This window comes from Hymenobacter ruricola, assembly GCF_015694525.1.
Lineage (GTDB): Bacteria > Bacteroidota > Bacteroidia > Cytophagales > Hymenobacteraceae > Hymenobacter > Hymenobacter ruricola.
In genome coordinates, this window is record NZ_JADQDM010000001.1 from 303,102 (window position 1) to 316,282 (window position 13,181).

The window sequence follows — 13,181 nt, forward strand, 5'->3', positions numbered from 1 at the left end:
GCCTGACATGACTCAAGAAACACTTTCCTCCATTGCCCTCGACGCCGAACTGCTGGAGCAGCAACTGCGGCAGGAAGATGCCTTGTTGCGCGGGCACTTCCGGCTATCGTCGGGCCTGCACTCTGATACCTACGTGCAGTGCGCCCGCTTCCTGCGTCGCCCCGATTTGGCAGCGCCGGCCGCGGCCGCATTGGCCGGCCAGATTCAGGCCGCCGACTTGCAACCCGACGTGGTGGTAGGCCCTGCCATGGGCGGCGTGGTAATTGGCTACGAGCTGGCCCGGCAACTGGGTGTGCCCGGCATCTTCACCGAGCGCGACGCCGATGGGCAGATGACTCTGCGCCGGGGCTTCACCATTGCGCCGGGCGAAAAAGTCATCATCGCCGAAGACGTGGTGACTACAGGCAAGAGCACGCTGGAGGTAGCCCGCGTGCTGCGCGAAATGGGCGCCGAGGTCTTGGCCGTGGCTTCGCTGATTGACCGCACCGGCGGAAAAGGCGGCCTTGATTTTCCGCATTTTGCACTCCTTTCGGTGCAAGCGGCGACCTTTGCGCCCGAGAGCTGCCCCCTGTGCGCCGCCGGCGTGCCGGTGGTGAAGCCCGGCAGCCGGCCTGAAAAAGCGTTTTAGTGGAGAGGATAGAGGTTAGAGCTTAGAACATAGACAGCACGGGACAACGGCGGCATTCGCATCGGTTTCCCGGCTATCTTCTAGGCAGCTACTCCTCAAAGTCTAAGTTCTAAGTTCTGAATTCTGAGTTCTAGATGACCGATACCCACACCATCCAGCTCACGCTGAAACTCGGCCAGCACGACGGCGACGGCCAGCGCGTGGCCGAAGCCGCCGCCCGCCACCTGGGCCTGCGCACCGGCCGCGTGCGCAGCGCCGCCCTCTACACGGTGCGCTACCCGCTCACCGATACTCAGCTGAGCGACTTCGCCACCCGCTGCCTCGCTGACCCGGTGCTGCACGACGTGCGCCTGAACGAGCTGACTGGCGCCGCCGGCTACGCCACCTACATCCTGGTAGCCCGCCGCCCCGGCGTGACCGACGACGAAGGCACCTCCGCCCAAAACGCCCTCGCCGATATCCTGAACGAGCCGCTGGACGTGCACACCCAGCATATTTTCAGCAAGAAGCTCTACCTGCTCGAAAACGACCTGCCCGAGACGGACCTGCGCCGCATTGCGGAGGAATTGCTCGGCAACAAGCTCATCAACTGGCTGGAAGTGGGCCGCGTGGCCGATGGTATCCGTGACTACACGCCGCGTCCCGGTGGCGGTGCCGAAGCCATTACCGAAGTTATTTCGCTGACTGGCCTGAGTGACGCAGAACTGCTGCAATTGTCGAAAGACAACGTTTATGCGCTGAACCTGGAAGAAATGCGGGCCGTGCGCGACTACTTCGCCGCCACGGAAACGCAAATGGAGCGGAAGGCCGCGGGCCTGCCCGTTGACCCCACGGATTGCGAACTGGAAATCATTGCCCAGACGTGGTCGGAGCACTGCAAGCACAAGGAATTTGCGGCCGTTATCAACTACAAAGACACCGAGACGGGCGAGGAAAAGCAGATTGATTCGCTCTTCAAAACCTACATCAAAAACGCCACATCGGAAGTGGACCGGCAGCTGCGCGCCAACGGCAACGACTGGTTGATTAAGGTGTTTTCGGACAATGCCGGCGCGGTGCGTATCAACCCCGATTCGCTGTTCGTGTGGAAGGTGGAAACGCACAACTCGCCCTCGGCCATCGACCCCTACGGTGGGGCCATCACGGGCATTTTGGGCAACAACCGCGACCCTTTGGCCACCGGCATCGGCGGCGCGCGGCTGCTGTTCAACACCAACGTGCTGTGCTTCGGCAACCCCGAGTTTGACGGGCAGCTGCTGACCGGGCAGCTGCACCCGCGCCGCATTCTGGAAGGCGTGCGCAAGGGCATTGAGGACGGCGGCAATAAGTCAGGCGTGCCGACGGTGAACGGCGCCATCGTGTTCGATGACCGGTACGCGGGCAAGCCGCTGGTGTACTGCGGCACCGGCGCGGTAATGCCCATGCAATTCGCGGGCTTGGACTCGTGGGAAAAGAAGATTGACGCTGGTGACCGCATCATCATGGCCGGCGGCCGGGTGGGCAAGGACGGCATCCACGGCGCCACATTTTCGAGCATCGAGCTGGACGAAACCGCGCCCGCCACGGCCGTGCAAATCGGCTCGCCCATCACGCAAAAGCTGGCGATGGATTTCCTGCTGCTGGCGGCCCGCCGTGGCCTCCTGAAATGCAGCACCGACAACGGCGCGGGTGGCCTCTCGTCGTCCGTGGGCGAGCTGGCGGGCATTTCCGGCGGCGCGGTGGTGGAACTGGAGCGCGTGCCGTTGAAATACCCCGGCCTGCGGCCTTGGGAGATTTTCGTGAGTGAGTCGCAGGAGCGGTTTACGCTGGTGGTGGAGCCCGGCAAAATGGCCGAAATTACGGCGCTGGGACAGGAAATGGAAGTGGAGCTGACCGATATCGGTTACTTCACCGCCGATGGTTTCCTGGACGTGCGTTTCGATGGTGCGCCGGTGGCCCGCCTGAATATGGAGTTTTTGCACGAGGGCGTGCCCCGCAAAACCTTGGAAGCGGAGTGGACCAAACCCGCCGCCGCCGAGCCGGCAATCCCAGCCCAAACCGACTACACCGAGACGCTGACGCAGCTGCTGGGCTCGCTCAATATCTGCTCGCGGGAGTCCGTTATTCGCCAGTACGACCACGAGGTGAAAGGCCGCACGATTGTGAAGCCCTTGATGGGCGCGACGGGCCAGGCCCCGCAGGACGCGGCCGTGGTGCGCTTCAATTTCGAGAACTGGGAAGGCGTGGCCGTGAGCAACGGCATCATCCCGCGCTACGGCGATTTGGACGCTTACGATATGTCGGCCGGCTCGTTTGACGAGGCCGTGCGCCAGATTATTGCGGTGGGAGGGAAGCTGCCGAACCTGACGCCCGGCGACGGGATTTTCTGGTCGGTGAACGACAACTTCTGCGTGCCCGATTCGGTGTACGACCCCACCAGTAATCCCGATGGCAAGCAGAAACTGGCCAAGCTGGTGCGCATGTGCGAGGCCCTGCGCGACGCCACCGCCGCCTACTGCATCCCGCTCACCAGCGGCAAGGACTCGATGAAAAACGACTTCAAGGCCAACGGCGTGAAGATTTCGGTGCCCCCCACCGTGCTCTACTCGATGACGGCCAAAATGGAAGACGTGCGCCGCGCCATCACCTCCGACTTCAAGCAGGCCGACGACGTGGTATACCTCCTCGGCGAAACCTACGACGAGCTGGGCGGCTCCGAGTTCTACGCGCTGTTCGGCGAACTCGGAGCTAATGTGCCCAAGGTTGATTTCGAAAAAGCCAAGGCGCTCTACACCCTCATTGGCCAAGCCAACGACCAAAGCCTCATTCAGTCCTGCCACGACCTGAGCGACGGCGGCCTCGCCGTGGCGCTGGCCGAAACCACCTTCGGCTACGGCTGCGGCGCGGTGGTGGAGCTGCCCGAAACGGGCCTGCCGCTCGCCACGCAGCTGTTCTCGGAATCACACTCCCGCTTCCTGGCCACGGTAGCGCCGGAAGATGTGGTGGCGTTTGAACAGCTGCTCGGCAGCCGCGCCACGCGCTTTGGCATCGTGACGGCGGATGGTGAACTGACCGTGCGCCACGCGGGCAAAGTGGTTATTTCAGCTAATACCGCCGCTCTGCGCGCCGCCTGGACCAACGGGTCTGTAAATCACCTGCTTGGCGTGGTGTCGAGTGATAACCTCAGCCATTCCAATTCGCTCTAAAAGCACAAGACCTTTTTCCATTGGCCCAAAAGACTTTTGAGATGGTACAAGACGCGGCTCAAGGAGCACATAAAGTTCAATCGGAGGCACAAGACGACGCGTCGGTGTCGCATGGCACGGTGCGGGCGCTGATTCTGACCGGCTTCGGCATCAACTGCGAAGAAGAATTTGCCGCCGCCTACCGCTTGGCCGGCGCGGAAGCCACCATTGTGCACCTCAACCAGGTACTGCACGGGCAGGTGAGCATCCACAATTTCGACGTGCTGAACTTCCCCGGTGGCTTCTCCTTCGGCGACGACCTCGGCTCGGGCGTGGTGCTGGCCAACAAGCTGCGCTACCGCCAAACCAGCGCCGACGGCCGCACGCTGCTCGACGACATCAAGCAGTTTATCGCCGATGGCAAGTTTGTGCTGGGCATCTGCAACGGCTTCCAGGTGCTGGTAAAGCTGGGGTTGCTGCCCAACCTGGGCGGCGACGTGACGCCCGAAGTAACGCTGACCCACAACGCCAGCGGCCGCTACGAAGACCGGTGGGTGACGCTCCGCGTAAACCCCGCCGCCCGCACGCCCTTTCTCAAAGGCATCGACAAGCTGGAGGTGCCCGTGCGCCACGGCGAAGGCCGCCTCGTGGTGCCCGACGATGCCACCCGCGCCGCCATCGAAGCCGCCGGCCTCAACTGCCTGAGCTACATCGACGCCAACGGCGACGGCACCAGCGAATACCCCCTCAACCCTAACGGCGCCGACCTGAACTGCGCCGGCCTTACCGACCCCACTGGGCAGGTGTTCGGCCTCATGCCGCACCCCGAGGCCTTTTTGGCGGCCTACAACCATCCGGATTGGGCCCGCCGTCGGCGGCTGAATCCGGAGGCGAGTGAGGAAGGGGAGGGCCTGCAAATCTTCAAAAACATTGTGGCGCACATCGCTCAACGTAAGGCAGACGGCGCGGCTCCGGTTGCCTCACCCCCCGGCCCCCTCTCCGGGGGAGAGGGGGAGCCGAACGATTTGCTTTTGGTTGAAGAACCGGTTGGGAACTATGGAAATGAAGATTCTATAGTGGGGAAAGATGGCCGCTTAACAGCTGACCGAAAGAATTGGGAGGAAAAGCTGAAGCCCTTTGGGCGCCACATGCGCCACAATTCGACTGAGGCGGAGGATACTTTGTGGCAGGCCGTTCGTGACCGGCAGCTAGCAGACGTCAAGTTTCGTCGTCAGCACACGATTGGGCCATTCATCGTCGACTTTTTCAGCCCTGACCACCAATTAATCGTGGAAGTGGACGGTGACATCCACCTCGAAACGGAACAAGCCGCTTACGATGCTGGCCGTGCCATCGAATTAGAGAAGCTAGGCTACCGACTCATTAAATTCTCCAATGAAGAAGTGCTGAACGCACTCCCCACCGTCCTGCAACAAATCAAAACCGCTTTAACCAAGTAAGTCCAACAACCAACTTGACGCAGCGCCGCCTCGGCTCCCCCTCTCCCCGGAGAGGGGGCCGGGGGGTGAGGCAAAACGCCAGAACGACCTCATGAACACCCTCACCCACTTCGCTTCTCCCCAACTCCCCCTGCTGCACCGCGGCAAAGTACGCGACAGCCTGCGCGCGCCCTCCGGCGACCGCCTCATCATCGTGACCGACCGCCTCTCGGCATTCGACAGCGTGCTCGAAACGGCCATCCCTCACAAAGGCGCGGTGCTGAACGGCCTGGCGAATTTCTGGTTTGAAAAGACGGCCCACATCATCCCCAACCACGTCATCAAGCTCATCGACGCCAACGCCATGCTGGTGAAGGAAGCCGAGCCCATCAAGGTGGAAATGATTGTGCGCCAGTACCTGACGGGCTCCATGTGGCGCGGCTACCAGGCCGGCCAGCGCACCTTCTCGGGCGTGACCGTGCCCGATGGACTGACCAAAAACCAGGCGTTCCCGCAGGCCATCGTGACGCCGACCACCAAGGAGGAATCGGACCGTGAAATCACGCCCGAAAACCTGGTGAGCGAAGGCTGGGTGACCAAGGAGTTGTACGACCAGATGGCCGTGAAGTCGCAGATGCTGTTTGCCGTGGGCTCGCGCCTGCTGGCCGAAAAGGGCATTATTCTGGTGGACACCAAGTATGAGTTCGGCTTGCTGAACGGCCAGCTGATTCTCATCGACGAGATGCACACGCCGGATTCGTCGCGTTTCTGGAGCGCCGACGACTACGCCAAGAATCCTGAGACGGCTGAGCAGATGGACAAGGAGTACGTCCGCCAGTGGCTCATTGCCAACAAGCAGGATGGCAAATACCTCCGCGCCCTCACGCCCGAAGTGACCGCCGAAGCCAGCCGCCGGTACCTCGACATCTACGAGCGCATCGTGGGCGAACCCCTGCCCACCGCCGATACCCATGGCGCCGACGCGCCCCACACCGGCCGCCAGGACGCCCGCGCCCGCATGCTGGCCAACCTCGTTCGGGCCGGCCTCATTAAGGACGCCTGGGTGAACATCGTGATGGGTTCGCCCGCCGATAAGGAGCACTGCGAGAAAATCCGCCAGCAGTTTGAGGGCTACGACATCTTCACCCAACTGCGCGTGACCTCGGCCCATAAGAATGGCGAAGCCATCGCTGGCATGGCCGAAATCTGGAACAACAGCATCGAGCCCGGCGTCATCATCGCCGTGGCCGGCCTGAGCAACGGCCTCGGCGGCGCCTTAGCGGCCAACGTGAACGTGCCCGTGATTTCGTGCCCGCCCTACAAGGACTACGCCGAACTGGCCATGAACCTGAACTCGTCTGTTATCATGCCCAGCGGCACGCCCAACCTGACCGTGGTGCGCCCCGACAACGCCGCCCAGGCCGCCCTGCGCGCCCTGAACATCCCCCGCCTGCGCGAACGCCTGAGCAAAGACATCCTCGCCACCAAAGCCAAACTGCGCGCGGCCGACGAGGAGTTCAAAGTGTTGTAGAGACGCAATATTTTGCGTCTCGTCGTTGCACGAGCGGTACCGCACCGTGCAAGGACGATGTTCAACGACGAGATGCAACATGTTGCGTCTCTGCATTCTGAAAATGTGACTGACTCCAAAACCCTTCTCCTCCTCGGTTCCGGCGCGCGCGAGCACGCCCTGGCCGAAAAGCTGACCCGCGACGGGGCCACGGTGCACGTGCTGCCCGGCAACGCCGGCATCCCCAACAGCCACCCCGAGGTCAATCCGCTGGATTTTGAGGCGGTGCGCGCCTTCGCGCAAGCCCACGATTCCAAGCTGATTGTGGTGGGGCCCGAAGCGCCGCTGGCGGCTGGCATCACCGACTTTTTTGCCGGTTCCAATATCCAGGTTTTTGGCCCGACCCGCTCGGCGGCGCGGCTGGAAAGCTCGAAGGTGTGGAGCAAGGAATTCATGCGCCGCCACGGCGTGGCTACCGCGCAGGCCTGGCCGTTCCGGAGCGACAACATTGCCGCCGCCCGCGCCAAAGCGGCCGAGCTAGGTGGGCACGTAGTGGTGAAATACGACGGCCTGGCCGCTGGCAAAGGCGTGTATGTGTGCTCGTCGCCGGAAGAAGCGGAAGCGGCTTTCGACGACCTGCAAACGAGCTATTCGGGCTGGTTTTCCTTCCTGCTGGAAGAGAAGCTGACCGGTCCCGAAATCAGCATCATCGGCCTCACCGATGGCCATGTTATTCGCCTGTTGGCTACTTCGCAGGACCACAAGCAGCTGCTGGCTGGCGACCAGGGCCCCAACACCGGCGGCATGGGCGCCTACTGCCCCGTGCCCTTCGCCGATGCCAACGTGCTGGCCGCCATCCGCCGCGACATCGTGGACCCTACCCTGCGCGGCCTGCAAAATGAGCAGTTCGAGTTCCGGGGCTTCCTGTACTTCGGCATCATGCTCACGCCCACCGGCCCCAAGCTGCTGGAATACAACGTGCGCCTTGGCGACCCCGAAGCCGAAGTCCTGCTGCCTGCCCTCGACAGCAGCCTGCTCACGCTGATTGAGGCCACCCTCAACGGCACCCTTTCCAAGCAAGGCGTGGTGCAGCGGCCCGGCGCGTTTGTGGGCGTGGTGTTGGCCTCGGGCGGCTACCCGGCCCCGAAATTCCCCACCGGATTCCCCATCACCGGCCTCGACAACCTGCCCACCGGCGTGCGCGCCTTCCACGGCGCCACCCGGCGCAACGAGGCCGGCGAACTGGTGACCAACGGCGGCCGCGTCCTCGTACTCTCCGCCTACGGCCACGACCTGGAGGAAGCCACCGCCCGCGCCTACGAAGCCTGCGCCCGCGTCACGTTCGAGGGCGCCTACTTCCGCCCGGACATTGCCCAGCGCCCGGAGCCCGTGCTAACCGCTGCCGTTGTAAATTGAGACCAGAAGCCCAACTGAAACTGATGAAGCTCCTCGCCTCCTTTGAGCAATTCCGGCTGGCGCCCTTTTCAGAGGGCGCGGAGGAAAGGAAAGCACGGCTGGCCATCCTGCTGTCGGGCCGGGGCTCCAACATGCTGGCGCTGGTAGAAGCCACCAAAACCGGCGTGCTGAAAGACCTGGCCGAAGTGGTGGTTGTGTTCAGCAACAAGCCCGATGCGCCCGGCTTGGCCTTCGCGGCGGAGCAGGGTTGCCCCGTGGCCTCGTTGCCCAGCCAGGGCCGCAAGCGGGAAGCTTTCGATGCCGAAGCTGCCCAGTTGCTTCAGCAGTATCGGCCCGATTTCGTAGTGCTGGCGGGCTACATGCGCATTCTCTCGCCGGCTTTCATTCAGCCGTTTGCGGGCCGCATTCTCAATATTCACCCCGCTGACACTCATCAGCACCAAGGTTTGCATGCCTATGAGTGGGCCTTTGAAAACCAGCTGTCCGAAACCAAAATCACCGTTCATCTGGTTGACGAAGGCCTCGACACGGGTCCCATTCTCGCCCAGCAAACCGTGGATTTGTGCGGAGTTGATACGCTGGCGGAAGTGGAGCGCCGCGGCCTGGCCGTGGAGCATGAGCTGTATGCCCAAACGCTGGCCGAATTAATCAAAAGCCAACAGAACGTCATGTCGAGCGCAGCCGAGACATCCCGCGTGCCGAAGTAAATCAATCGTTAGACGACGCGCGCGAGATGTCTCGGCTGCGCTCGACATGACGTTCTTAATTGACCAGAAATAACCCCATTTGATATGTGCGGAATAGTAGGTTTTCACGGTCCTGACGATGTAGTGGCCGACATGGTGGTGGGCCTCACCGCCCTGCAGCACCGCGGGCAGGACGCAGCGGGCATCGCCACCTTCGACGGCTCCGCTTTCCACTTGCACAAGGGGCAGGGGCTGGTGAACGACGTGTTCAAGAAGAAGCAGGTGAAGAAGCTCAAGGGCCACAGCGGCATCGGCCACGTGCGCTACACCACCCAGGGCGCCAACGACTCCAACCTGGCCCAGCCCTTCACCACGAGCTACCCGTTTGGCCTGGCGATGGTGCACAACGGCAACGTCATCAACTTCCGCGACGTGGCCAAGCGCCTGCACGACCAGTACCACGTGCTGCCCAAAACCACCAACGACCTGGAACTCATCATGTACACCTTCGCCTCGGAGCTGCGCGTGAAAGACCTCGACCACCTCTCCGTGGTCGACATTTTCGACGCCGTCGAAACCACCCAGGAGTTGGTAGAAGGGGCCTACGCCACCATCACGCTCATTGCCGGCCACGGCCTGCTGGCTTTCACCGACCGCCTCGGCATCCGGCCCCTGGTGCTGGGCCGCCGCGACACGGAGGCCGGCCCTATTTACGCGTTTGCGTCGGAAAGCACGTGCTTTGACTTTCTGGGCTTTGAGTTCGTGAAAAACGTAGGGCCGGGCCAAGCTGTGTTCATTGACAACGATTTTCAGGTTCACTTCAAGAACCCTTACGCGCTGCCGAAAGCCTTCTGCGCCTTCGAGCAGATTTACTTCGCCCGCGAAGATTCCGTGATTCACGGGCGGCTGGTGGCCCGCGAGCGGGTGCGCCTGGGCAAGGTGCTGGCCCGCAAAGTGGCCAACGCCGGCCTGCGGCCCGACATGGTGATTGACGTGCCCAGCAGCGGCTACTTCGCCGCCTCCGGTCTGGCCGAGGCAATTGGCGTGCCCTACCGCCGGGCCCTGGTGAAGAACAACCACATGGGTCGTTCCTTCATCGTGGCCACGCAGGCCGGGCGCGAGGACGTGGTGAAGAAAAAGCTGAACCCCATTCGCGAGTTTGTGGAAGGCAAAAAGGTGGCCGTGGTCGACGACAGCATCGTGCGCGGCACCACCTCGCGCCGCATCGTGCGCCTGCTACGCGACGCCGGCGCTGCGGAGGTGTACTTCATCAGCAGCGCGCCGCCCATCGTGTCGCCCTGCATCTACGGCATCGACATGGCCATGAGCACCGAGCTGATTGCGGCCAACTACACGGAGGACGAAATCTGCCGCTACATTGAAGCCGACAAAGTCATTTATCAGGATTTGGAGGACTTGCAGGAGCTTTTCGCCGAAGAAAAAGGCCACGGCGGCAGTTGCTTCGCCTGCTTCTCGGGCCGGTACCCCACCGGCGACGTGACCCACTACCTGCGCCACGTGCAGGAGGAGCGCGCCAGCCACCGCAGCGGCAAAGACAAGAAAACCCAGTCGGTGAGCGCCAAGGCACCCGCACCCACGGAGCACTAATTCATTTCCCATAAACACCCGAACGTCATGCTTCGCTGCGCGCTGCATGACGTTCTTTTTTCTTCTCGCCAACGCACCACCATGTCCGCTTCCCCCGAAAACCCCGCCAGCTACTCCATCGAAGAAGGCAACGCCGCTTCCCGCAACGCCTACGGCTGGGCCAAAAAAACCTTCGCCAACCGCGCCGGCAAGCCCGGCGAAGCCGCCCCGGACCTCGACGGCGGCTTTGCCAACGAAATCCGCTTCGGCAACGCCCGCCTCGGCATCAGCTCCGACGGCATCGGGACCAAGATTGAGGTGGCCGAGCGCACCGGCCGCTACGACACCCTGGGCTTCGACCTGGTGGCCATGACCGCCGACGACCTCATCGTGGCCGGCTTCGTGCCCACCAACCTCTCCAACATCATCGACGTGAACCACCTCGACTACGACGTGGTGGACCAGATGATGCGCGGCCTGCACGACGCCTGCAACTTTGCCCAAATTGCCATCACCGGCGGCGAAATCGCGGAGCTCGGCAACCGCATCGGCGGCTGGCCCGGCGCGGCCATGAACTTCAACTGGTGCTCCACGGCCATCGGCAGCCTGCACCCCAGCCTGGCGCGCCCCCTGAGCGGGCACACCGCCCGGGCCGGCATGGCCGTGGTGGCGCTGCAGTCGCCCTCGTTCCGCTCCAACGGCTACTCGCTGGCCCGCAAAACCCTCACCCGCCTCTTCGGCGACAACTGGCACGAGGCGCCGTTTGAGTTAGGAGCTAAGAGTGAAGAGTTAAGAGTTGATGCTGCTGAAACCGCCGCAGCCACAGATTCAACTCTTAACTCTCAACTCTTAACTCCTGACTCACCCAAAACCTGGGGCGACGCCCTGCTGGCGCCTTCGCTCATCTATTCGCCCGGCGTAGCGGCCCTGCTCGATGCCGGCTTGCCGTTGCACGGTGCCGCCCACATCACCGGCGGCGGCGTGGCCGACAACTTCAAGCGGGTACTCAAAAACGGCCTCGGCGCGGTGCTCGACAACCTGTTTGAGCCCCTGCCCGCCATGCAGCGCCTGATGGAAATCGGCGGCATCGACGCCGAAACGGCCTACCTCTACTGGAACATGGGCACCGGCATGCTCCTCGTGACCGAAGAAGCCCGCGCCGCCGCCGTGGTGGCCGCGCTGCAAGCCAGCGGCTACCGGGCGCAGGTAGCGGGCCGCCTCACCGCCGAGCCCGGCGTGACGCTGCGCGTGGGCGCGGGGGAGCTGCGGTATGCGTAGCCGCGAGTGGAACCAGAACATCGACTGCCGAATATGGTACAACCACCAACGGTTATGGCGCAACCGGCAGTAGTTTATGGCGCAGCACGTATGCGTTATGGCTCAAGTGGCTGTGACAATTGGAACAGTCACTGCGTGAAATGGCGCACACCGGTGCAGAAATAGGTACAACGCGGTGGTGTTTGTGTCCATACGGCTATACTACTGGCACATCCGGCTGCGGATATGGCACAGCTGGCCAGTGTTTGTGACGTAGTTTAGTGGCCTGGCCCGCCTCACGGGCCTTGCCGTGCATGAACTCCGTCCCAACACCCACTGCCACGCCCTTGCTCGATGGCCTAGCCGAACGCATTGCCCGCCGCGACCAGCCCCCGCTACCCGCCCTCGACCCCTATGCGCCGGAGCAGGTGATGCAGCGCCTGCTGGCGGCGCTGCCCCCCCTGGTGCCGGGCCGCAACCAGCGCGGCCGAACCGTGCAGGCCCGGATGCTTTACTGCTTCCTCGTGCACGAAGCCCTCACGGCCCGCAACCTAGCCGATGCCGCCAACATCGAGCGCGTAGCGGGCGGCCGGGCCACCGCCGGGCTGGTGGCCGCCGGCCTGCTCCGTTGGGCCTACGAGGGCCCGCGTCGGGTGTACCGCCTCACCCGCTGGGGCGAGGACTGGCTGCTGGCCATCGGGCGGGGCGAGGGGCCGCCGGCGCGGCCGGTATAAGCGTAGCTGCTACTTGGGTACTGTGCCGACAATAGCACGTACATTCGATGAACAAGTTTGCTTGTTGGATGTCTTTCCTATGCCTTGCGGAACCGAGGGCGTAGAACCTTTCATCGCCCTATGTTGTCGAATAATCACTATGGATACGCTCAATAAAAAAGACGCAAAAGTTCTCAGCGAAGCTCGCCGAAAGGCCGCTTCTGCGGCGCTTACCGCCCGCTACGCCGAATTAGACCGTTTGACCGGGCAGACTGCGGCAGAGCGCATAAAGGAATTAAACACCACTAAAAATGTTGGAAAGTGACAGAATAATAACCAATGACTGGACGGAGGAATATTAGAATATGATATCAGCGACTTGCATCCTGAGCTAGGGGCGTTGGTGCAGGAATACCGAATCAACACAACGACCTACGAAGGGAAACGAATTTATCAAAGTGATTTTTCTCTTTTTGGCCCCGACAGCGTGGTTCCTGGCAATTTCGACCATCTGCCCGCAGCCGTTAAAACCCATTTATGGAAGATAATATTTGCCGTTAAGCGTAAGTTTTTCGAGGAAATAAAGCCGGAAATAGTTGAGCACTTTATCAGTCAGGAATATTCGGTAGAGCATCGATACCAACTCTACTGTCGGCAACTGGCTTTGCCGAATTATAACATTGATATAGAAAGAACAAAACGCACGATTGTGTATCAAAAGAAAACGACCCCCACCGACAACGGTGGGGGTCGTTCGTTGTAATAAGTTTTTACTGGCAAC

General features: G+C 62.1%; 11 protein-coding genes. All 11 read left to right on the plus strand.

All coding sequences use genetic code 11. The features are described 5' to 3' along the window. Positions 1–7 precede the first annotated feature (7 nt). The 11 genes from pyrE (at position 8) to I2H31_RS01380 (ending at position 13,163) form a co-directional block, all read left to right on the plus strand. The gene (gene pyrE / locus I2H31_RS01330) at positions 8–628 is read left to right on the plus strand and encodes an orotate phosphoribosyltransferase (protein ID WP_196291197.1); all 621 of its coding nucleotides are present in this window, start codon (positions 8–10) and stop codon (positions 626–628) included. A 134-nt stretch (positions 629–762) separates the two neighbouring features. Continuing rightward, entirely contained in the window at positions 763–3,813 is a 3,051-nt protein-coding gene (locus I2H31_RS01335) for a phosphoribosylformylglycinamidine synthase subunit PurL (protein WP_196291198.1), read from the plus strand. Between the two features lie 41 nt (positions 3,814–3,854). Then, entirely contained in the window at positions 3,855–5,252 is a 1,398-nt protein-coding gene (locus I2H31_RS01340) for a phosphoribosylformylglycinamidine synthase subunit PurQ (RefSeq protein WP_196291199.1), read from the plus strand. 91 nt (positions 5,253–5,343) lie between these two features. After that, on the plus strand, positions 5,344–6,762 hold the full coding sequence (locus tag I2H31_RS01345; protein ID WP_196291200.1) for a phosphoribosylaminoimidazolesuccinocarboxamide synthase: 1,419 nt from the start codon (positions 5,344–5,346) through the stop codon (positions 6,760–6,762). A gap of 105 nt (positions 6,763–6,867) precedes the next feature. Beyond that, a complete protein-coding gene (purD, locus tag I2H31_RS01350) occupies positions 6,868–8,157 on the plus strand; it encodes a phosphoribosylamine--glycine ligase (protein WP_317192157.1) in 1,290 nt (429 codons plus the stop codon). A 23-nt stretch (positions 8,158–8,180) separates the two neighbouring features. Beyond that, a complete protein-coding gene (purN, locus tag I2H31_RS01355) occupies positions 8,181–8,864 on the plus strand; it encodes a phosphoribosylglycinamide formyltransferase (RefSeq protein ID WP_196291201.1) in 684 nt (227 codons plus the stop codon). Between the two features lie 84 nt (positions 8,865–8,948). After that, a complete protein-coding gene (gene purF / locus I2H31_RS01360) occupies positions 8,949–10,451 on the plus strand; it encodes an amidophosphoribosyltransferase (RefSeq protein ID WP_196291202.1) in 1,503 nt (500 codons plus the stop codon). A gap of 81 nt (positions 10,452–10,532) precedes the next feature. Continuing rightward, a complete protein-coding gene (locus I2H31_RS01365; protein WP_196291203.1) occupies positions 10,533–11,708 on the plus strand; it encodes an AIR synthase-related protein in 1,176 nt (391 codons plus the stop codon). A 293-nt stretch (positions 11,709–12,001) separates the two neighbouring features. Further along, positions 12,002–12,421: a hypothetical protein gene (locus I2H31_RS01370; protein WP_196291204.1), complete on the plus strand. Its 420-nt coding sequence runs from the start codon at positions 12,002–12,004 to the stop codon at positions 12,419–12,421. A 139-nt stretch (positions 12,422–12,560) separates the two neighbouring features. Next, a complete protein-coding gene (locus I2H31_RS01375; protein WP_196291205.1) occupies positions 12,561–12,725 on the plus strand; it encodes a hypothetical protein in 165 nt (54 codons plus the stop codon). Positions 12,726–12,779: 54 nt separating this feature from the next. Then, positions 12,780–13,163: a hypothetical protein gene (locus tag I2H31_RS01380; protein WP_196291206.1), complete on the plus strand. Its 384-nt coding sequence runs from the start codon at positions 12,780–12,782 to the stop codon at positions 13,161–13,163. Positions 13,164–13,181 lie beyond the last annotated feature (18 nt).